Below are 22,672 nucleotides of genomic sequence, written 5' to 3'. Positions count from 1 at the left end.
GCCGCAACGCCGGTGAAACCAACGAATTGATCAAGGCTTCTATCGTCGCGTCCAGTTGTCGTGCTACCTACTCCCCAGCGTTCGCGTAGCCGTAGAAGGAGCCGCCATGAAGCCCGCACGCCATCCTGTGGACGAGGTCCCGCCGCCCGGACAGCTCGCCGCCTTCGGTCTGCAGCATGTGCTCGCGATGTACGCGGGCGCGGTCGCCGTGCCGCTGATCGTCGGCGGTGCCATGAAACTGCCGCCCGCTGATCTCGCGTATCTCATCAACGCGGATCTGCTGCTGTGCGGGATAGCGACCGTGCTGCAGTGCGTGGGGCTGTGGCGGTTCGGCGTACGGCTGCCGATCATGCAGGGCTGCACCTTCGCGGCGGTCACCCCGATGGTGCTGATCGGTACCGGGGGCGGCGGGCTGCCGGCGATCTATGGTTCGGTGATCGTCGCGGGCCTCGCGATGATCCTGCTCGCACCGGTCTTCGGGCGGCTGCTGCGCTTCTTCCCGCCGCTGGTGACCGGCACGGTGATCCTCGTCATCGGCCTGTCGCTGCTGCCGGTGGCGGGCAACTGGGCGGCCGGCGGCCAGGGTTCGGCGGACTTCGGGGCGCCGAAGAACCTGGGCCTGGCGGCCGGGGTGCTGATCGCCGTGCTGGCCGTGCAGCGCTTCGCCCCCGGTTTTCTGGGCCGGGTCGCGGTGCTGGTCGGCATCGTGGCCGGGACGGCGGCGGCCGTGCCGCTCGGCTTCACCGACTTCTCCGGGGTGGGCGACTCCGACTGGGTCGGCGTCTCCACGCCCTTCCACTTCGGCACCCCGACCTTCGAGGCGGCCGCCGTCGCCTCGATGCTGGTGGTGGCGCTGGTGAGCATGACCGAGACGACCGGGGACTTCATCGCGGTGGGCGAGATGACCGGCCGTGAGGTCGATGCCCGGCGGCTCGCGGACGGGCTGCGCGCGGACGGCGCGGCCACCCTGCTGGGCGGGGTCTTCAACACCTTCCCGTACACCGCCTTCGCCCAGAACGTCGGCCTGGTGGGGATGACGCGGGTGCACAGCCGCTGGGTCGTGGCCGCGGCGGGCGGGATCCTGGTGCTGCTGGGCCTGGAGCCCAAGCTGGGCGCGCTGGTCGCGGCGGTGCCGGCGCCGGTGCTTGGCGGGGCCGGGCTGGTGATGTTCGGCACGGTCGCGGCGAGCGGGCTGCGGACGCTGGCCGGGGTGGACTTCCGCGACAACCACAACCTCACGGTGGTCGCGGTGTCGGTCGCCGTGGGGCTGCTGCCGGTGGGCGTGCCGGGCGTCTACGAGCGGTTCCCGCACTGGTTCCAGACGGTCATGACCAGCGGGATCAGCGCGGGCTGCCTCACCGCCATCGCGCTCAACCTGCTCTTCAACCACCTGCCGACCGGGGCCGGGCGGCCGGCCTCAGCCCCCGTCCCCGGCCAGGCCGCCGGAGCGCAGGTCCTGGCGGGCGGTGGCGAGCAGGACGCTGTCGAGCAGTCCGGGGAACAGCGCGTCTAGGTCCTCGCGGCGCAGCGCGTTCATCTTGGCGGTGCCCCGGTAGATCTGGCTGATCACCCCGCACTCCCGCAGCACCCGGAAGTGGTGGGTGGTGGTGGACTTGCTGACCGGCAGCTCGATGTCGGAACAGGCCAGCTCGCGGGCCTGTTCCGCCAGGGTCCGCACCACCCGCAGCCGCATCGGGTCGGACAGCGCGTGCAGCACGTCCTCGAGGCGGATGGCGTCACGCGCGGGGTGCTCGAGCGAGCGGCCGGCCGGCTGTTCCTGGACGGGGGTCTGCGTCTGCACGGCTGCTCCTCGGTGCTTCGTGACGAGTTCCCATTGTACGAGAACCTTCGTAGTTTGACACCTGGCGTACTACGAGGATTATCGTACGAGCATTCCCCGTGGACAACGCGAGATGGAGCCTGCCGTGAGCGCACTGTTCGAGCCCTTCACCCTGCGGTCGCTGACCATTCCCAACCGGATCTGGATGTCCCCGATGTGCCAGTACTCCGCCGAGGTCACCGGCCCGGAGACGGGTGTGGCGGGCGACTGGCACTTCTCGCACTACGCCTCGCGGGCCGTCGGCGGCACCGGCCTGATCCTGGTGGAGGCCACCGCCGTCAGCCCCGAGGGCCGGATCAGCCCCGCCGATCTGGGCCTGTGGAACGACACCCAGACCGAGGCCTTCCGCCGGATCACCGCCTTCCTCAAGGAGCACGGCACCACGCCGGGCATCCAGCTCGCCCACGCCGGGCGCAAGGCCTCCACCGACCGGCCGTGGCTGGGGGGCAGGCCCGTGGCCGAGGACCGAAACGGCTGGCAGCCGCTCGGGCCCAGCCCGGTGCCGTTCGACGAGGGCTACCCGGTGCCCGAGGAGCTGACGGTCGAGCAGATCCGCGAGGTCGTGGACCAGTTCGCGCAGGCGGCGCGGCGCGCGCTGACCGCCGGGTTCGAGGTCGCCGAGATCCACGGCGCGCACGGCTATCTGATCGGCGAGTTCCTCTCGCCGCACAGCAACCGCCGCACCGACGAGTACGGCGGGTCCTTCGAGAACCGCACGCGCTTCGCGCTCGAGGTCGTGGACGCCGTGCGCGCGGTGTGGCCGGACGAGCTGCCGCTGTTCTTCCGGATCTCGGCGACCGACTGGCTGACCGAGGACGACTCCGACGAGCGCCAGGGCTGGACCGCCGAGGAGACCGTGCGGTTCGCGCGGGAGCTCGCGGCCCACGGAGTGGACCTGCTGGACGTCTCCAGCGGCGGCAACGCGCCGCGGGTGCGGATTCCGACCGGCCCGGGCTACCAGGTGCCGTTCGCCGCGCGCGTCAAGGCGGAGACCGGGCTTCCGGTCGCCGCGGTCGGTCTGATCACCGAACCGGGGCAGGCCGAGAAGATCCTCGCGGGCGGCGAGGCGGACGCCGTGCTGCTCGGCCGTGAGCTGCTGCGCGACCCGTACTGGGCGCGGCGCGCGGCACATGGGCTGGGCGCGGTCGCCGCCGTCCCGTCACAGTACGGCTGGGCCGTCTGAGCTGCGGTGACGTGGTTGAGCGGGCTGATTGTCAGTGCCGGGGTGCAGACTCAGTGATGCCGGCTTTGTGACGCCGGACACATCGCAAGGAGTGATGCGCCATGGATGACGTCCTGCTCGCCATCGGCACGCGCAAGGGGCTGTTCCTCGGGCGCCGCGAGGGCGGGAGCTGGGAGCTGACCGGTCCCCACTTCCCCATGCAGGCGGTGTACTCCGTCGGCATCGACACCCGCCGCGCCGTGCCCCGGCTGCTGGCCGGGGCGGACAGCTCGCACTGGGGCCCGTCGGTCTTCCGCTCCGACGACCTCGGGCGCACCTGGCACGAGCCGCCCGCACCCGCGGTGCGGTTCCCGGAGGGGACCGACACCTCGCTGGAGCGGGTGTGGCAGCTGCACCCGGCCGGGCCCGCCGCGCCCGACGTGGTGTACGCGGGCACCCAGCCGGGCGCCCTGTTCCGGTCCGACGACGGCGGGGAGACCTTCTCGTTCGTACGGAGCCTGTGGGAGCATCCGCAGCGGCCGGAGTGGGGCGCGGGCTTCGGCGGACAGGCGGTCCACACCGTCGTCACCGACCCCCGCGACGCCGGCGCGGTGCTGGCGGCCGTGTCCTCGGGCGGGGTGTACCGGTCCGCGGACGGCGGGGCGAGCTGGGCCCCGTCCAACACCGGGCTGAAGGCTGAGTTCCTGCCCGACCCGTACCCGGAGTTCGGCCAGTGCGTCCACAAGATCGCGCCGGACGCGGTGGACCCCGACCGGCTGTATCTGCAGAACCACGGCGGGGTGTACCGCAGCGATGACGCCGGGGCGACCTGGTCGGAGATCGGCAAGGGCCTGCCGGCCGACTTCGGATTCGCCGTCGCCGCCCACCCCCGGCGCGGCGGTGTGGCCTATGTGTTCCCGGTGAGCGACGGCTCGGACCGCTATCCGCCCGGCTACCGCTGCCGGGTCTTCCGCACCGAGGACGCGGGGGCGTCGTGGTCCGAGCTGTCCGCCGGGCTGCCGAAGGAGGACCACTACGGGGTGGTGCTGCGGGACGCGCTGCGCACGGACGACGCCGACCCGGCGGGCGTCTACTTCGGCAACCGCAACGGCGAGGTGTACGCGAGCGCGGACGACGGCGACAGCTGGCGGCTGGTCGCCGAGCACCTTCCGGATGTGCTGTGTGTGCGGGCGGCGGTGGTGGGGTGAGCCGCATCGCCCTCACGGCGCCGAGAGCGATCGGCGGCGCGCGGTGTCGTCCTCGTCGTCGAGCGCGGCACCGCCGTAGACATCACGGACCCAGGCCTCCTGGTAGAGCGTGTCCAGATAGCGCTCGCCGAGGTCGGGCGCGATGGCCACGGCGGTGAGCTCCTCCCCCCGGTGGTGTGCGGCCAGCCAGCGCTGCGCACCGGCGACGACCGTCCCCGTGGAGCCCCCGAACAGGAAGCCGGCCGAGGCGAGTCGTCGGCAGGCCCGGACCGTCTCCGCCTCCTCCACCATCACCACGTCGTCCACGTAGGAGACGTCGAGCAGTTCGGGCCGCACCCCCGCCCCCAGCCCCGGGATCATCCGGGGCAGCGCCGGCCCGCCGAAGGTCACCGAACCGACCGTGTCGACCGCGACGACGGTCACCGGGATCCCGCTCTCGCGGAAGTAGCGGGCGCAGCCCATCAGGGTGCCCGTGGTGCCGGCGCCGACGAAGAGGACATCCAGATCGGGGAACTGCCGGGCGATGGCCGGTGCGGTGGTGCGCTGGTGGGCTATCCAGTTGTACGGGTTGCCGTGCTGGTTCAGCCAGACGTAGCGCGGGTCGGCGGCGCACAGCGCGCGGACGTGGTTGAGCCGGGCGGCGAGGAATCCGCCTTCCTCGTCGGGCCGGGTCACCGAGTGCACCTGCGCCCCCAGCGCCTCCATCATCCGGCGGGTGGCCCGGTTGCACCGGTTGTCCGTCACGCACACGAAGCGGTAGCCCTTGTCGGCGGCGATCACGCTCAGGGCCACGCCGAGGTTGCCCGAGGAGGACTCCACCAGAATGGAGTCCTTGGTGAGCAGGCCCGACTGCTCGGCCGCCTCCACCATGGTCGCGGCCGCCTTGAGCTTGACGGAGCCCGCGAAGTTGAACCCCTCGCACTTCAGATGCAGCGGGCTGCCCAGCAGCGGGCGCAGGTCGATGTAGAGATCCTCCGTGTTGAACTCCTGGGGCGAGGTGATCACCGGCAACGCGGCCACCCCCGCTCACACATGGCGGTCATCGCTCACATCGCTCTCCCCGAAGCGGATGGGCGAGCAGTCGGCGAGCCGTACCGGGGCGCCCAGCACCATTCCCACCTCCCGCTGCCCCCCGTACGGTTCACGGCTGTGCGCCATGCGGATGTTGTCGACCAGGAGGACGTCCCCCGCCTGCCACGGCTCGCGCAGGGTGGCCGTCTCGTAGACCTTGTTGATGATCTCGACGGTGTCCGCGTCGATCGGTGACCCGTCGCCGTAGCGGGTGTTGAACGGCAGCCCGGCCTCACCGAACTGCATCACCAGGAACTCCCTGATCGCCGGCTCCATGGTCCACTCGTTGAGGAAGGCGATCTGGTTGAACCAGACCTGCTCCCCGGTCAGCGGGTGCCGGATCACCGCCGAGCGGCGCTGGCTGGTCCGCAGCCCGCCGTCCGGCTGCCAGACGAAGTCGGTGCCGTTGGCCCTGCAGTACGCCTCCGCCCCGGCGCGGTCGCCGACACCCAGCGCCTCCGGCCAGGGAACGCCCACCAGTTCGTTGTACGAGCGGGTCAGCGCCCAGCCCTGCTCGGTGAAGCGCTCGACGATCGGCTGCGGCAGCCCGGCCAGGACCGCCCGGGCATCGGCGAGCCCGGTGATGCCGCCGCTCGCCGGTGGGGTGAAGCAGCCGATCGTCAGCAGCCGGGGGAACTCCAGCGCATAGCTCAACTCGTGGTGCATGCACATCGGCTGGTCGGGCGGCCACTCCAGTGAGGAGACCACCGGCCCGCCGAGCGGCCGGCGCCGGGCGAACGCCTCCCGCTCCGGCATGACCGCCCCCGACATCCGCTCGCCGACCCGGCCGAGCGCGGCGGCGTCGCGCACCCCGAGGCCCCGGATCAGCACGGCGCCGTGCTCCAGCAGGACCGCCTCCAGCGCGGCCTTGCGCTCGCCGATCCACTCGGCGGCGCGGCCGTACGCCGCGGACTCGGTGACCCGCACAATGGCGGGCTTGCCCGGGGCCAGCTCCAGGTCGAGCTCCGCGGCGGAGCCGGCCCCCTCGGACGGCTGGATCATGCGCTCGTCACCTTCCCCTGCCGCGTGTTCTCGTCGATGGTCCGGGCGAGCTCGGCCAGGGCCGGCTGCCCGACGATGTCCTCCAGCGTCACCGCTCCGCCGAGCGCGACCCCCAGCCGCACCGCCGACAGCGAGGTGCCGCCGGAGTCGAAGAACCGCTGGTGCCGGGTGATCCCCTCGACCGGGATGTTCAGCACCTGCGCCCAGAGCCCGGCCAGCCGCTTCTCCGTCGCCGTCCGCGGCGCGTCGCCCGCGCCGCCGTCGGGCACGTCCGCACGGGCGCCGGAACCGGATCCGGCGCCGTACTCGGCCGCCTCCCGGGCCAGCGACTTCTTGTCGATCTTGCCGTTGCCGGTCAGCGGCAGGCTCTCCCGGTGGTGTACGTACTGCGGCACCATGTAGGCGGGAAGCGCCTCGCCCAAGGCCCGCCGCACCTCGTCCGCCTCCAGCGGGGTGTCCGCGGCGTAGAACGCCACCAGGTGCCTGCCCCCGTCGGGGCCCTCCGCCACGACGACGGCGGAGTCCCGCACGCCCGCCACGCGCAGCAGGTGGTTCTCGATCTCGCCGATCTCGATGCGGAAGCCCCTGATCTTGGTCTGCGCGTCCCGCCGGCCAAGGAACTCCAGGGCGCCCTCGGGCAGCCACCGGCCGATGTCGCCCGAGCGGTAGAGCCGCTCCCCCGGGCGGTGCGGATCGGTTCCGAAGGCGGCGGCGGTCCGCTCGGGGTCGTTGATGTAGCCGCGGCCGACGCAGACGCCGGAGAACACGATCTCCCCGGGCGCCCCGAGGGGCACCGGTTCAAGGTGCTCGTCCACGACGTACACCCGCACATTGCGGACCGCCGGCCCCAACGGCACCCGCTCCTGCTCCGGCACCCCGTCCATCACCAGGTGGTTGGTGTCGTCCGAGGTCTCGGTCAGGCCGTAGGCGTTCACCAGCCCGATGTCCGGGAAGGCGGCGAACCAGCGCTCGACGAGCTCCTTCTTCAGCGCCTCCCCGGTCGCGGAGACGCTGCGCAGCCGCCCGAGCGGACGCGGCTGCTCCTCCAGGTAGGTGAGCATCACCTCCAGGTAGGACGGCACGACCTGAACCACCTCGACCTCGCCGTCGACGAGGGTGTCGACATACCGCCGGACGTCCAGGATCTCCTTCTGCCCGACGATCAGCGTCCGGGCGCCCACCAGCAGACCGCTCACCAGCTGCCACAGCGATATGTCGAAGCACTGCGGCGCGGTCTGGGCGACCACCTGCCCGGGGCCTATCCCCAGATCCTCGATCTTGGCGAGCAGATGGTTGAGCATCCCGGCGTGCTCACACATCGCGCCCTTCGGCTCCCCGGTCGAGCCGGAGGTGAAGTAGACGTAGGCGAGTTGGCCGGCCGAGACGGGGATGCCCGGGTCGGTGTCGCGGGGGTCGGTGTCGCGGGGGTCGGTGTCGCCGCCCTTCACGGTCTCGCTCCGGGCCTCCCCGCTCGCCGACAGCAGGTCCGCGACGAACAGCCGGGGCACGGAGCCGAGGCTCGCGAGAGCCCCGTCGAGGGTGGCGGTGCTGCCGTACTCGGTCAGGACGCAACGGCAGTCGCTGCGGGAGAGCATGGCGGCGATGCGGTGTGCGGGGAAGTGCGGTTCGACGGGGAGGTAGACCCCGCCGGCCTTGAAGACCGCGAGCACCGTGGCCAGCCACTCCAGGTTCCGCTCGGTGACCACGGCCACCACGTCCTCGCGCTCCAGCCCCCGGTCCAGCAGCTCGTGGGCGATGCGGTTCGCCCGGCGGTTCAGCGCGTCGTAGGTCCACTCCGTGCCGTCGTGCACGGCGGCGACCCGGTCGGGGTGCAGGCGCACCCGCTCCTCGAACAGCTCGTGCACCCGGCGGTCCGGCAGCTCACGCCGGGGCCCGGCCAACCCGTCGATCTGGTAGGCCAGCTCCTCCGGTCCGAGGAGCCGCGCGCGGTGGTGTTCCGCCGTGTCGTCGGCGGCCATCAGCTCCAGGGCCGTCAGCAGATAACCGGCGATCCGCCGCGCGTACGGCAGGTCGAGGACTTCGGCGCGGCCGAACAGCCGCAGGCGCAGGCGCGGGCCGTCCTGCTCCAGGCCCGGTTCGCGGGCCGTCCCCCGGCCCTGCTGCCGGGCCGGCTCCGTGTCGAAGGCGATGCGCAGTACGACGGGCGGCGCCGCCCCGAGGCCGGCCGTCCCGTCGAGCGCGGAGAGGTCGAGGGCCACCTCGTAGCCCGCGGACGTCGCCTCGGCCCCACTCCCCGGCGCCGCCGCCCGGTCGGCCGCCAGCACCAGCTGCCGCCACGCCCCCTCGGCCACCGGCAGGGCACACGGCCGGAGTCGGCCGCCGCTGCCAGGCGCGGCGTACCCGGTCAGCACCTCCTGTTCGCCGCAGAGCGCCGCCAGCACCTTCGCGTGCGCCGCCAGCAGCACGGAGCCGACCGGCACGCCCAGGCGCGCGGCGAGCGCGCCGAGCCCCTGGCCCGTGTCGGCGGGGACCAGGCACTCGTACTCGGTCGTCGTCGGCGTATCGGCCTGTCGTGGTTCGCTGCGCCATCGCGGGATGGCGGAGACGATTCCGGGTTCACTGTGCGTGCCGACCTCTGTCGGTGTGCCCATGGTGGTTCCTGCTGCCTTCACAAGAGGGGTTGGGCACCGGTGGCGCGGGGAAGCGCCACCGGCGATGCGACATCCGGCTGCCGCCGCGTCATGAGTCCGCTCATGAGTCCGCCGCGGCCATGGCCTTGACCAGGCTGGCGGGGCGCATGTCCGTCCAGTTCTCCTCGACGAACGCGAGGCAGGCGTCCCGCGTGTCGGCGGTCTTGGCCACGGTCCAGCCCTCGGGCACGTCGATGAACTCCGGCCACAGCGAGTGCTGGCCCTCGTCGTTGACGAGCACGAGGTAGGTGCCGTCGGGGTTCTCGAAGGGGTTCGTCATGGCTGTTCCTCACTCCTCTTTCGGTTTTCGGTTGGATTTCGGTTCTCGATTGGATTCGCCGACCTCAGGGGAGAGGTCCATCGCCCCTCCCCGGAACTCAGCGGAACACGTCAGGATTTACCGGTCGGCCGCGCCATACGACGCAGCGCCGGTCGCTTCCTCTTGGCCTCCGCCTGAGGTGCCGCCGCCAGGCGCTCGCTCAGGCCGGCCACGGTCGGTGTTTCGAAGACCGTGCCGATCGTCACCTCCACGCTCAGTCGGCTGCGGATGCGGCTGACCAGGCGGGTGGCGAGGAGGGAGTGGCCGCCCAGGTCGAAGAAGCCGTCGTCGATACCCACGCGGTCCACGCCGAGCACTTCGGCGAACAGGCCGCACAACACCTCTTCCTGCGGGGTGCGCGGACCACGCCCACCCGCCGTCGCCGCATAGTCCGGGACCGGCAGGGCCTTGCGGTCCAGCTTGCCGCTCGGCGTGAGCGGCAGCCGGTCCAGCACCATCACGGCCGACGGGACCATGTACTCCGGCAGGCGCTGGGACAGCGTCTCGCGGGCGGCCTTCACCACCGCGCCGATGCCACGCACCGCCACCGGATTGTTCACCCACGGGCCACCGGAGGACATCGGAGCATAGACACCCGACAAAGCGCCCTCGTCCCCCTGTCCGGGAAGGACGATCGCGTCGAAGAACTCCACCGAACGCGGGGACCATGTCGCCACCACGCGCAGGCCCAGTTCCTCGCCCCGCGCCACCAGATCCTCCGGGTCCACACCCGTCATATCGTCCGCGTCGAGCCCGTCGAGCCGCCGCTCGGCCGCCACCTCGGCCACCAGCCGGGCATTGGGAATTCCGGTCACCCTCACCGGGGCCCCGACACTCGCCAGGTCCAGTCCCGCTCCCCACTCCACCCGGGGCAGATCGGACACATCCAGCGCGTCGGCCGGCGCCTTGTGCAGCACCACCTCATAACGGTGGCGGGTCAGCTCATTGTGGTAGCCACCCCGCTTGAGCCGCACATCCGCCGCACCGACACGCCCGTCCCGCGCCGCGATGTCGGTGAAGAACTCCGGCGACACCACCAGTTCCTTCTCCAGCAGCACCGCACGATCGATCGCCGCCTTGGCCGCGGCACCCCGGCCGTTGTGCACCGCCGTGTGCAGCGTCCGAAGCGACCGCCCGTACCGGACATCGCCCACGACCAGCCGCCCACCCGGCGCCAGCAGACCCAGTGCCTGGTCCACCACACGCGCCAGATACTCCCCATCAGGGAAGTACTGCACCACAGAGTTGATCAACACCGTGTCGAAGTATCCCGACGGCAGCCCCTCAACCACATCAGCCGGCTGCGCACGCAACCGCACCCGATCCGCCAAGCCAGCCGCCGCCACCTGCCCCGACAACCGCTCGATCACCGCACCCGACAGATCCGTACCCCAGTACTCCTCGACACCACCCGCCAGATGCGCCATCAGCAGCCCTGAGCCGACACCGATCTCCAGAACCCGCCGGCCACCGAGACCACGCACCCGCTCCACCACAGCGTCCCGCCACGCCCGCATCTCGCCCAACGGAATCGGCTCACCGGAATACGAGCTGTCCCACCCGGAGAAGTCCTCCCCGAAACCGCCCGAACCCGACCCCGCGTACACCGAGTCATAGATCTCACGCCACTCACCCACCTGAGCGTCTCCGTCGGAGTCCGTCTCTTCGACGACACTCGCCGCGGCCGCCGCTTCCAGATCCGGCACCACATACGCCGCCAGCCGCTGATCACCAGGCACGTCCTCACGGACCAGCGCCACCGCCTGACGCACCCCGTCGACACCGGTGAGCAACGCCTCGATCTCACCCGGCTCAATACGGAACCCACGGACCTTCACCTGCTCATCCGCACGCCCCACGAACTCCAACTGACCATCCGCACGCCACCGCACCAGATCACCCGTGCGATACATCCGCACACCCGGCTCGAACGGACACGCCACAAACCGCTCGGCGGTCAGCCCCGCCCGGCCCGCATAGCCACGCGCCAACCCCGCGCCCGAGGCGTACAGCTCACCCACCACACCCACCGGCACCGGCCGCAACGCCTCATCCAGCACATAGGCCCGGGTGTTGGTCACCGGACGGCCGATCGGGACCACACCGTCGTCCGACAGCGCATCACTCATCGAGATGCACACGGTCGACTCCGTCGGCCCGTACGCGTTCACCACCCGACGCCCCCGCGACCACTGGGCCACCAGTTCCGGCGGCGCCGCCTCGGCGCCCACGACCAGGCATTCAAAGCCGGTGAGCTCCTCGGCGGCGCCGGTCGGCAGGGTCGCCACCACCGACGGCGGGATCAGCGCGTGCGTGATGCGCTGCGACGCCAGCAGGTCCCGCAACGCCTCGCCCACCAACCGCCGGTCCTCCGGCACCACCAGGGCCGCTCCGGACGAGTAGGCGACGACCAGCTCCCAGACGGCCGCGTCGAAGCTCGGCGACGCGAACTGCAGCACCCGGCTGTCGGCGCTCACCGCGAGCCGCCGGAGCTGAGCGTGCGCCATGCTCGCCAAGCCGCTGTGGGAGACCACCACGCCCTTCGGCCGACCCGTCGAACCCGAGGTGTAAATCACGTACGCAGGGTGTTCCAGCGCAACACCAACCCCAGGGTCGGTATCCGGGAACGCCGACAGATCCCGCCCCAGCACCGCCTCATCCAGCACCAGCACCGGCCGCGCATCCGCCAGCATGAACGCACGCCGCTCCGCCGGATACCCCGGATCGACCGGCACATAAGCACCGCCCGCCTTGAGCACGGCAAGAACCGCCACCACCAGATCCACCGAACGCGGCAACTCCACCGCAACCAACGACTCCGGCCCCACCCCCTCACCGATCAGCCAATGCGCCAACCGGTTCGCCCGAGCGTTCACCTCCCCGTACGACAAGGCCTCAGCGCCACACACCAAAGCGGTCGCATCGGGAGCCCGCCGCACCCGCGCCTCGAACAACCCGGCCAAGGTCTCCCGAGGCACCTCGGCAGCCGTGTCGTTCCACCCCGACAACAACTCCCGGCGCTCGGCCTCCGCCAGCAGCTCCACCCCACCGATCCGCACCGACGGATCCGCCACCACCTGCTCCAACAACCGCACCCACCGCGCCAGCACACCCTCAACCGACGCACGGTCGAACAACTCGGTCGAGTACTCGACCAGCGCGGTCACCCCCTGCTCACCGCGGCGCTCGGCCAGGCTGAGCAGCACGTCGAAGCGCGACCTGCCGATCCCGACCTCCTCGGGGCTGACGCGCAGCCCTGGCAGGTCGAAATCGCCTTCGGGGGCGTTCTGGAGGACGAGGGCGACCTGGAACAGCGGGTGGTGCGCGGTCGACCGCTGCGGGTTCAGCAGCTCCACCAGGTGCTCGAACGGCACGTCCTGATGCGCGTACGCGGCCAGGCTCGTCTCCCGCACCCGCTCCAGCAGCTCGCCGAAGCTCGGATCGCCGGAGGTGTCCGTGCGCAGCACGAAGGTGTTCACGAAGAGGCCGACCAGGTCGTCCAGCGCCTCGTCGGTACGGCCCGCCACACCACTGCCCAGCGCGATGTCCGTGCCCGCCCCGAGGCGCGTCAGGAGCGCCGCCATCGCGGCTTGCAACACCATGAAGACGGTCGTGTTCGTACGGCGGGCGAGTTCGACCAGCCGCCCGTGCAGCTCCGCGTCCAGCTCGAAGACGAGGTGCGTACCCTCGAACGAGGCCAGGGCCGGGCGGGGGCGGTCGGTGGGGAAGGTCACCTGCTCGGGCAGGCCCGCCAGCTGCCGGCGCCAGTAGCCGACCTGCTGGGAGTAGATGCTCTCCGGGTCGGACTCCTCGCCGAGCAGTTCCCGCTGCCACAGGGTGTAGTCCGCGTACTGAACGGGAAGTTCGGCCCACTGAGGGTCGCTCCCCTGGACGCGGGCGGTGTAGGCGGCCACGATGTCGCGCGCTATCGGGCCCATCGACCAGCCGTCACCGGCGATGTGGTGTACGAGGAGCAGCAGGACGTGCTCGTCGGGCCCGACCTCGAAGAGCCAGGCGCGGACCGGGATTTCGGCAGCCAGGTCGAAGCCGTAGCGGGCCGCCTCCTCCAGGGCCTTCGGCAGCTCCTCCTCGGTCACCGGCCTGCGCTGCCAGTCCAGCCGCACGTCCTGCGCGTCCAGCACCAGTTGGCGCGGCTCGCCGTCGACCTCGGGGAAGACGGTGCGCAGCGACTCATGCCGGGCGATCAGGTCCCCCAGCGCGCTCCGGAGGGCGTCCGCGTCCACACCGCCCCTCAGGCGGAGTCCCAGCGGCATGTTGTACGTCGCGGAACGGCCCTCCAGCTGGTGCAGGAACCAGAGCCGGCGCTGGGCGAACGACAGCGGCATGACCTCTGGACGCTCCACCGGCACCAGGGCGGTACGCGTCGGGCCGTTGTCGGTGAGGTGGGTCGCCAGGCGGGCGACCGTGGGGGCCTCGAAGACCGCGGCGATCGGGACTTCCACGCCGAGTGCGCTGCGGATGCGGCTGACCAGGCGGGTGGTGAGGAGGGAGTGGCCGCCGAGGTCGAAGAAGCTGTCGTCGATGCCGACGCGGTCGACGCCGAGCACTTCGGCGAACAGGCCGCACAACACCTCTTCCTGCGGGGTGCGCGGACCACGCCCACCTGCCGTCGCCGCATAATCCGGGACCGGCAGGGCCTTGCGGTCCAGCTTGCCGTTCGGCGTGAGCGGCAGCCGGTCCAGCACCATCACGGCGGACGGGACCATGTACTCCGGCAGGCGCCGCGCCAGGCTGTCCCTGGCGGCCTTGACCACCGCGCCGATGCCACGGGCGGCCACCGGGTTGTTCACCCACGGGGCGCCGGCCACCGCCGGAACATAGACGCCGGACAGGGCCTTTCCGTCCGGCTGCTTCGGCAGCACGACCGCGTCGAAGAGCGCCACCGAACGCGACGACCAGGTCACCGCCACCCGCAGCCCGAGCTCATCGCCCCGCGCCACCAGGTCCTCCGGGTCCACGCCCTCCAGATCCTCGGGAGCGAGTCCGTCGAGCCGCCGCTCGGCCGCCACCTCCGCCACCAGCCGACTGTTGGGAATGCCCGTGATGCGCACCGGAGTGTCCACATCCGCCAGGTCCAGCCCGGCGCCCCACTCCACCCGCGGTAGACCGGACACGTCCAGCACATCGGCCGGTGTGGTGTGGAGCACCACTTCGTAGCGGTGTCGTGTGAGCTCGTTGTGGTAGCCACCTCGTTTGAGCTGGATGTCCAGCGCACCGACCCGGGCGTCGCGAGCGGCGATCGTGGTGAAGAACTCGGGCGCCGCGACCAGTTCCTTCTCCAGCAGCACCGCACGATCGACCACCGCCCTTGCGGAAGCGCCACGCCCCTGGTGGACCGCCGCGTGCAGCGCCCGCAACGACCCGGCATGCCGCACATCACCGATCACCAAACGCCCACCCGGCGCCAGCAACCCCAGCGCCCGATCCACCACACGCGCCAGATACTCCCCATCAGGGAAGTACTGCACCACAGAGTTGATCAACACCGTGTCGAAGTAACCCGACGGCAGCCCCTCGACCACATCAGCCGGCTGAACACGCAACCGCACCCGATCCACCAGCCCCGCCGCCGCCACCTGCCCCGACAACCGCTCGATCACCGCACCCGACAGATCCGTACCCCAGTACTCCTCCACACCACCCGCCAAATGCGCCATCAACAACCCGGAACCAACACCAATCTCCAGAACCCGCCGCCCACCCAGACCACGCACCCGCTCCACCACAGCATCCCGCCACGCCCGCATCTCACCCAACGGAATCGGCTCACCCGAATACGAACTGTCCCACCCCGAAAAGTCCTCACCGAAGCGGACACCGTCCGGCCCCGACCCCGCATACACCGAGTCATAGATCTCACGCCACTCACCCACCTGCGCAACCTCGGAAGAACCCTCCTCACACGCAGCCGCAGCCTCCAGATCCGGCACCACATACGCCGCCAACCGCTGATCACCAGGCACGTCCTCACGCGCCACCACCACCGCCTGACGCACACCCTCAAAGCCCGTCAGCAACGCCTCGATCTCACCCGGCTCAATACGGAACCCACGCAGTTTCACCTGCTCATCCGCACGCCCCACGAACTCCAACTGACCGTCCGCACGCCACCGCACCAGATCACCCGTGCGATACATCCGCACACCCGGCTCGAACGGACACGCCACAAACCGCTCCGCCGTCAACCCCGCACGCCCCACATACCCGCGCGCCACCTGGACACCCGTGACGTACAGCTCACCCACCACGCCCGCCGGCACGGGCTGGAGCCCGTCGTCGAGGACGAACATCCGGGTGTTCCAGGTGGGCCGGCCGATCGGGACATTGCGCCCGTCGCCGTCGCCGCCCTGCCAGACGGAGGAGGCGACCTGGATGGTCATCTCGGTCGGGCCGTACAGGTTGATGAGCCGGCTTCCCCAGGCCGCGCTCTTCTCGGCCGCGAGCTCCGGGGACAGCGCCTCGCCACTGGACCAGATGCGGCTGACCGCGTGCGTCGCGGGGGGATCGGGCAGAGTGGCGAGCAGGGACGGCGGGAACTGGGCGACGGTCACGCCGTTCTCCGCGATGTACGAGACGAGCCGCTGCGGATCACGGATCACATCGCCGGGCGCCACGCAGATCGCGGCGCCGGACAACAGGGGGAACCAGATTTCGAGCCCCACCGAGTCGAACCTCACCGAGGTGCGGAACAGCAGCAGGTCTCCGGGGCCGACCGGGTAGGTGTCGCGCATCCACTGAAGGTTGTTGGCCAGACCGCGGTGCTCGACCAGCACACCCTTCGGCCGGCCGGTGGATCCCGAGGTGTAGATCACGTACAGCGGGTGGGCCGGCGTCAGCGGGGCCGTGCGCTCGGCGTCGGTCAGGTCGGAGGTGGACTGCCGGCCGACGATCTCGGCGGTCTCCGGGTCGTCGAGGGCGACGGACGGGATCGCGGTGTCCAGGTCGCTCAGATCGCGTCCGCCGGAGACGAGGGCCAGTACGGGCCGGGCGTCGTTCAGCGTGTACCGCAGTCGCTCGGCCGGGTCGTCGGGGTCCAGCGGGAGGTAGGCGCCGCCGGCCTTGACCACCGCGAGCAGCGCCACGACGGTGTCGGCCGACCGCGGCAGGGCCACCGCCACCAGCCGCTCGGGGCCGACGCCCAGCGCGACGAGGTGGCGGGCGAGCTGGTTGGCCCGCGCGTTCAGTTCCCCGTAGGTCAGTGTCGTGTCGCCGAAGCGCACGGCGGGGGCGTCGGGGGCCAGCTTCACCTGCGCTTCGAGCAGGCCGGTCATCGTCTCCCGGCGTACCTCCGCCGCGGTGTCGTTCCACTCGGTCAGAACCTGCCTGCGCTCGGCCTCCGTCAGCAGGTCGGCGCGGCCGATCGGCCGTGCCGGAGCGCCCAGCGCCTCCTCCAGGAGACGGGTCCAGCGCCCGAAGAGCTGCTGAATGGTGGACCGGTCGAACAGGTCCGTGGAGTACTCCACCTCGGTCGCGATACCGGCGGGGTTCCCCGCGGCGTCAAAGCGCTCGGTGAGCGAGAAGAGCATGTCGAACCGTGACGTGCCCGGGTCCACCTCGGACGCGCGGACGCGCAGGTCCGGGAGGGTGAAGTCGCCCTGATCGGCGTTCTGGAGGACGAGGGCGACCTGGAACAGCGGGTGGTGGGAGGTCGACCGCTGCGGGTTCAGCAGCTCCACCAGGTGCTCGAACGGCACGTCCTGGTGCGCGTACGCGGCCAGGCTGGCCTCCCGCACCCGCTGCAGCAGCTCCTCGAAGCCCGGGTCTCCGGAGGTGTCCGTACGCAGCACGAAGGTGTTCACGAAGAGGCCGACCAGGTCGTCCAGCGCCTCGTCGGTACGGCCCGCCACACCACTGCCCAGCGCGATGTCCGTGCCCGCCCCGAGACGGGTCAGCAGCGCTGCCATACCGGCCTGCAACACCATGAACACCGTCGCACCGGCCTCGCGCGCCAGGTCCGCCATACGCCGGTGCAGCTCTCCGCCGACCTCGAACGTGGCGCCCGCGCCTTCGTACGAGGCGGTGGCGGGCCGCGGCCGGTCGGTCGGGAAGGTCACCTGCTCGGGCAGGCCCGCCAGCTGCCAGCGCCAGTAGTCGACCTGGCGCGCGAACAGGCTGTCCGGGTCGCCCTCGTCGCCGAGGAGTTCCCGCTGCCACAGCGCGTAGTCGGCGTACTGGACGGGAAGGTCGGACCAGCGTGGGGCGGTGCCCCTCGAACGTGCGGTGTACGCGGCCACCACATCGCGTGCGAGCGGGCCCATCGACCAGCCGTCGGCGGCTATGTGGTGCAGCAACAGCAGCAGGACGCTTTCGTCCCCGTCCGCTTCGAAGAACCAGGCCCGTATCGGCATTTCGGAGGAGAGGTCGAACCCGTAGCGGGCCGCCTCTTCGAGGGCGCCCGGAAGCTCCGCGCCGGACACCGACCGGTACTCCCACCGGAACCGGTCGTCCGCCGTGTCCAGCACCAACTGGTGGGGCTCGCCGTCGGCCTCGGGGAAGACGGTGCGCAGCGACTCGTGCCGGCCGATCACATCGAGCAGGGCCGCGTGCAGTGCCTTGGCGTCGACGGTGCCCGTCAGGCGGAGCGCCAGGGGCATGTTGTAGGTCGCCGACCGGCCTTCGAGCTTGTGCAGGAACCACAGACGGCGCTGTGCGAACGACAGCGGGACGAGGTCCGGCCGCTCCACGGCGACGAGGGCCGTACGGGTCCGGCCGCCGGAGCTCAGCCGCTCCGCCAGCCCGGCCACGGTCGGTGCCTCGAAGACGTCCTTGATCGGCAGCTCGACGCCGAGAAGGCCGCGGATGCGGCTGATGAGGCGGGTGGCGAGGAGGGAGTGGCCGCCGAGGTCGAAGAAGCTGTCGTCGATGCCGACGCGGTCGACGCCGAGCACCTCGGCGAACAGGCCGCACAGCACTTCCTGCTGTGGGGTGCGCGGGCCCCGGTCGCCGGTGGTGGGCGTGTAGTCCGGCATCGGCAGGGCCTTGCGGTCCAGCTTGCCGTTCGGGGTCAGCGGGAGGCGGTCCACGACCACCACCGCCGAGGGCACCATGTGCTCCGGCAGGCGTTCGGCCAGGCGCTCACGGGCGGCCTTGACCACCGTGCCGATGCCCCGCGCGGCCACCGGGTTGTTCACCCACGGACCGCCGGTGGCCGCCGGCAGGTAGACGTTGGACAGCACGGTGGCCGTCTGCTCCCCCGGGAGAACCACCGCGTCGAACAGGGCCACCGAACGCGAGGACCACGTCACCACCACCCGCAGCCCCAGCTCCTCACCCCGCACCACCAGCTCCTCCGGATCCACCCCGGCACCGGAGTCCCCGGCGTCCAGCCCGTCGAGCCGCCGCTCTCCGGCCACCTCCGCCGTCAGCCTGGCGTTGGGAATGCCCGTGATACGCACCGGAGCGCGTACGCCCGCCAGGTCCAGCCCAGCGGTCCAGGTCAGCTGGGGTACGTCGGCGACGTCCACGACTTCGTTCGGTGTGGTGTGGAGCACCACTTCGTAGCGGTGCCGTGTGAGCTCGTTGTGGTAGCCACCGCGTTTGAGCTGGATGTCCAGCGCACCGACCCGGGCGTCGCGAGCGGCGATCGTGGTGAAGAACTCGGGCGCCGCGACCAGCTCCTTCTCCAGCAGCACCGCACGGTCCACCACCGCCCTGGCCGCCGCACCACGCCCCTGGTGGACCGCCGCGTGCAGCGCCCGCAACGACCCGGCATGCCGCACATCACCGATCACCAAACGCCCACCCGGCGCCAGCAGACCCAGCGCCCGATCCACCACACGCGCCAGATACTCCCCATCCGGGAAGTACTGCACCACAGAGTTGATCAACACGGTGTCGAAGTACTCACCCGGCAGCCCCTCGACCACATCGGCCGGCTGCGCACGCAACCGCACCCGATCCGCCAGCCCCGCCGCCGCCACCTGCCCCGACAACCGCTCGATCACCGCACCCGACAGATCCGTACCCCAGTACTCCTCCACACCACCCGCCAAATGCGCCATCAACAACCCGGAACCAACACCAATCTCCAGAACCCGCCGCCCACCCAGACCACGCACCCGCTCCACCACAGCATCCCGCCACGCCCGCATCTCACCCAACGGAATCGGCTCACCCGAATACGAACTGTCCCACCCGGAGAAGTCCTCCCCGAAACCGCCCGAACCCGACCCCGCGTACACCGAGTCATAAATCTCACGCCACTCACCCACCTGCGCAACCTCGGAAGAACCCTCCTCACACGCAGCCGCAGCCTCCAGATCCGGCACCACATACGCCGCCAGCCGCTGATCACCAGGGACGTCCTCACGGACCAGCGCCACCGCCTGACGCACCCCGTCAACACCCGTCAGCAACGCCTCGATCTCACCCGGCTCAATACGGAACCCACGGACCTTCACCTGCTCGTCCGCACGCCCCACGAACTCCAACTGACCATCCGCACGCCACCGCGCCAGATCACCGGTCCGGTACATCCGCACACCCGGCTCGAAGGGCGAGGCGACGAACCGCTCCGCCGTCAGCCCCGCCCGGCCCGCATAGCCACGCGCCAACCCCGCGCCGGACACATACAGCTCCCCCACCACACCCACCGGCACCGGCCGCAACGCCTCATCCAGCACAAACACCCGGGTATTGGTCACCGGGCGGCCAATCGGTGCCACGCCATCGGCCGGCGCGGCGCTCATCGACACGCATACGGTCGACTCGGTCGGGCCGTAGGCATTGACCACACGGCGGCCCTGTGACCAGCGTGCGATCAACTCCGGCGGCGCGGCCTCACCCGCCAGTACCACCACGCCCAGAGAAGGAAGCGACGACTCCGCATCCGCGGGCAGTGCCCCCAGCACCGACGGCGGCAGCGTCACATGCGTCACCCGCTGCCCCGCCAGCGCCGCCAGCAGAGCCCCGCCCACCAACCGCTCGTCCTCCGGTACCACCAGCGCGGCACCGAAGCCGAACGCCATCACCAGCTCCCAGAACGCCGCGTCGAAACTCGGCGACGCGAACTGCAGGACACGGCTGTCGGAGGTGACGTCCAGACGTCCGGCCTGCGCGTGGGCCAGACTCGCCACGCCCCGGTGCGACACCACCACACCCTTGGGCACACCGGTGGAACCCGATGTGTAGATGACATACGCCGGGTGCTCCGGCTCCACACCGACCCCCGGGTCGGTGTCCGGGAACCCGGACACGTCCCGCCCCAGCACCGCCTCGTCCAGCACCAGCACCGGCCGCGCATCCGCCAGCATGAACGCACGCCGCTCCGCCGGATACCCCGGATCGACCGGCACATAAGCACCGCCCGCCTTGAGCACGGCAAGAACCGCCACCACCAGATCCACCGAACGCGGCAACTCCACCGCAACCAACCGCTCGGGCCCCACCCCCTCACCGATCAGCCAATGCGCCAACCGGTTCGCCCGGGCGTTCACCTCCCCATACGACAGGGCCTCCCCACCACGCACCAGCGCGGTCGCATCCGGAGCCCGCCGCACCCGCGCCTCGAACAACCCGGCCAAGGTCTCCGGCGCCACCTCGACGGCCGTGTCGTTCCAGCTCGTCAACAACTCCCGGCGCTCGGCCTCCGCCAGCAGCTCCACCCCGCTGATCCGCACCGACGGATCCGCCACCACCTGCTCCAACAACCGCACCCACCGGGCCAGCAGCCCCTCGACCGTCGAACGGTCGAACAGCTCCGTGGCGAACTCGACCAGCGCCTCGATGCCCGCCGCGCCGCCCGTGTCGTCGCGGCGCTCGTACATCTCGACCATCATGTCGAAACGCGCGGTCCCGGTGTTGATGAACTCGCTCCGCACCTGGAGCCGCGGCAGGCGGAAGTCCTCCGACGGCGCGTTCTGCAGCACCATCGCGACCTGGAACAGCGGGTGGTGGGAGGTCGACCGCTGCGGGTTCAGCAGCTCCACCAGGTGCTCGAACGGCACGTCCTGATGCTCGTGTGCCTGCACGCTGCGCTCCCGCACCCGGCTCAGCAGCTCGTCGAAGCTCGGGTCGCCCGAGGTGTCGGTGCGCAGCACATAAGTGTTGACGAAGAGGCCGATCAGGTCGTCCAGGGCTTCGTCGGTGCGGCCGGCGGCGCCGCTTCCCAGCGGGATGTCGGTGCCCGCGCCGAGCCGCGTCAGCAGCGCCGCCATTCCGGCCTGCAGCACCATGAACACCGTCGTGTTGGTCCGGAGGGCCAACTCGGTCACCCGGCGGTGCAGTTCACCCTCGACGAGCCGGAATGTGAAGCGTTCGCCGCCGTAGGTGGCCACGACGGGTCGGGCGCGGTCCGTGGGGAAGGTCACCTCGGTGGGCAGGTCGGCCAGCTCTTCGAGCCAGTAGGCCAGTTGCTTCGCGTACACGCTCTCGGGGTCGTCCGCGTCGCCCAGCTGCTCGCGCTGCCAGAGGGTGTAGTCGGCGTACTGCACGGGGAGTGCGGACCACTGCGGGGGCCGTCCCTCGACCCGTCCGGTGTAGGCCGCCATCACGTCCCGGGCGAGCGGGGCCATCGACCAGCCGTCGCCCGCGATGTGGTGGAGCAACAGCAGCAGGGTGCTGCGGTCCGGCGCGGTTTCGAACAGCCAGGCGCGCAGTGCGGTTTCGGAGGCGAGGTCGAAGCCGTAGCACGCCGCGTCGCGCAGGGCGTGGGGCAGGTCCGACTCGGAGACCGACCGGTGTTCCCAGGCGAAGTCGGCGTCGGCCGGGTCGATGACCAGTTGGTGCGGCTCGCCGTCGGCCTCGGGAAAGACGGTGCGCAGCGACTCGTGCCGGCCGACCACATCGAGCAGGGCCGCGTGCAGCGCCTCGGGGTCGACGGTGCCGGTCAGCCGGAGGGCCAGCGGGACGTTGTACGTCGCCGAGCGGCCTTCGAGCTTGTGCTGGAACCACAGGCGGCGCTGGGCGAACGACAGGGGCACCAGGTCCGGGCGCCGCACCGCCACGAGGGGGGTGCGGGCCTCGCCGTCGGCCGCCCCGGCCAGCCGCTTGGCCAGCGCGGCCGGCGTGGAGAAGTTGAAGACGTCCTTGATCACCAGCTCGACGCCCAGGACGCTGCGTATCCGGACGAGCAGCCGGATGGCCGCCAGCGAATGCCCGCCGAGCTCGAAGAGGTCGTCGTGGACGCCCACGCCGTCCTTGCCGAGCACCTCGGCGAACAGTCCGCACAGCACCTCTTCGGGCGAGCTGATCGGCTGGTCGTCCGGGCCGAGGACGTGCTGGTCGGGGGTCGAGGATGCCTCGGCGTCCAACTTCTCGCTCCTTTTCTGGCGGTTCAAATCCGTTGGTGACCGGCCGGGATTCGTTTTCCGGCGGCCGGCCGGCGTAACTGGTCGAGTGATTTCCGGCCGAGGCGTCCGGCACGTACCCGGACGCGTCGCGACAGACCCGCGGGCGATT

9 protein-coding genes are annotated in these 22,672 nt (G+C 71.1%); 3 read left to right on the top strand and 6 right to left on the bottom strand.

Annotated elements, in window-relative coordinates:
• Positions 1–106 precede the first annotated feature (106 nt).
• Positions 107–1,513 carry a nucleobase:cation symporter-2 family protein gene (locus tag ACFZDL_RS39360; protein ID WP_353591745.1) on the top strand — a complete coding sequence of 469 codons (1,407 nt, stop codon included), beginning with the start codon at positions 107–109 and terminating at the stop codon, positions 1,511–1,513.
• Here ACFZDL_RS39360 and ACFZDL_RS39355 read toward each other — a convergent pair.
• Positions 1,418–1,801, bottom strand: a complete 384-nt coding sequence (locus ACFZDL_RS39355; RefSeq protein ID WP_353591746.1) for an ArsR family transcriptional regulator — start codon at positions 1,799–1,801, stop codon at positions 1,418–1,420. The two genes, ACFZDL_RS39360 and ACFZDL_RS39355, sit on opposite strands and share 96 nt — an antisense overlap.
• Before the next feature lie 124 nt (positions 1,802–1,925).
• Here ACFZDL_RS39355 and ACFZDL_RS39350 point away from each other — a divergent pair, with 124 nt between their 5' ends.
• Together ACFZDL_RS39350 and ACFZDL_RS39345 are read left to right on the top strand one after the other, a co-directional pair.
• The gene (locus ACFZDL_RS39350; protein WP_353591747.1) at positions 1,926–3,023 is read left to right on the top strand and encodes an NADH:flavin oxidoreductase/NADH oxidase; all 1,098 of its coding nucleotides are present in this window, start codon (positions 1,926–1,928) and stop codon (positions 3,021–3,023) included.
• Positions 3,024–3,124: 101 nt separating this feature from the next.
• Entirely contained in the window at positions 3,125–4,210 is a 1,086-nt protein-coding gene (locus ACFZDL_RS39345) for a sialidase family protein (RefSeq protein WP_353591748.1), read from the top strand.
• 12 nt (positions 4,211–4,222) lie between these two features.
• On the opposite strand, the gene sbnA is transcribed toward ACFZDL_RS39345, so the two are convergent.
• The 5 genes from sbnA to ACFZDL_RS39320 form a co-directional block, all read right to left on the bottom strand.
• Positions 4,223–5,221, bottom strand: a complete 999-nt coding sequence (sbnA, locus tag ACFZDL_RS39340) for a 2,3-diaminopropionate biosynthesis protein SbnA (protein ID WP_353591914.1) — start codon at positions 5,219–5,221, stop codon at positions 4,223–4,225.
• Positions 5,222–5,236: 15 nt separating this feature from the next.
• Positions 5,237–6,283, bottom strand: coding sequence for a TauD/TfdA family dioxygenase (locus ACFZDL_RS39335; RefSeq protein WP_353591749.1), 1,047 nt, complete (start codon positions 6,281–6,283; stop codon positions 5,237–5,239).
• Positions 6,280–8,895, bottom strand: a complete 2,616-nt coding sequence (locus ACFZDL_RS39330; protein ID WP_353591750.1) for an amino acid adenylation domain-containing protein — start codon at positions 8,893–8,895, stop codon at positions 6,280–6,282. Before ACFZDL_RS39330 ends, ACFZDL_RS39335 begins: the two co-directional genes overlap by 4 nt.
• Positions 8,896–8,995: 100 nt before the next feature.
• Positions 8,996–9,214 carry an MbtH family protein gene (locus tag ACFZDL_RS39325; RefSeq protein WP_353591751.1) on the bottom strand — a complete coding sequence of 73 codons (219 nt, stop codon included), beginning with the start codon at positions 9,212–9,214 and terminating at the stop codon, positions 8,996–8,998.
• 110 nt (positions 9,215–9,324) lie between these two features.
• Positions 9,325–22,524, bottom strand: a complete 13,200-nt coding sequence (locus tag ACFZDL_RS39320) for an amino acid adenylation domain-containing protein (RefSeq protein WP_353591752.1) — start codon at positions 22,522–22,524, stop codon at positions 9,325–9,327.
• Between the last annotated feature and the right edge of the window lie 148 nt (positions 22,525–22,672).

This window comes from Streptomyces sp. NPDC007917, from assembly GCF_042959105.1.
Taxonomy (GTDB): domain Bacteria; phylum Actinomycetota; class Actinomycetes; order Streptomycetales; family Streptomycetaceae; genus Streptomyces.
Note: the sequence above shows the minus strand (reverse complement) of the source record. Positions and strands in the feature narration are given on the sequence as shown.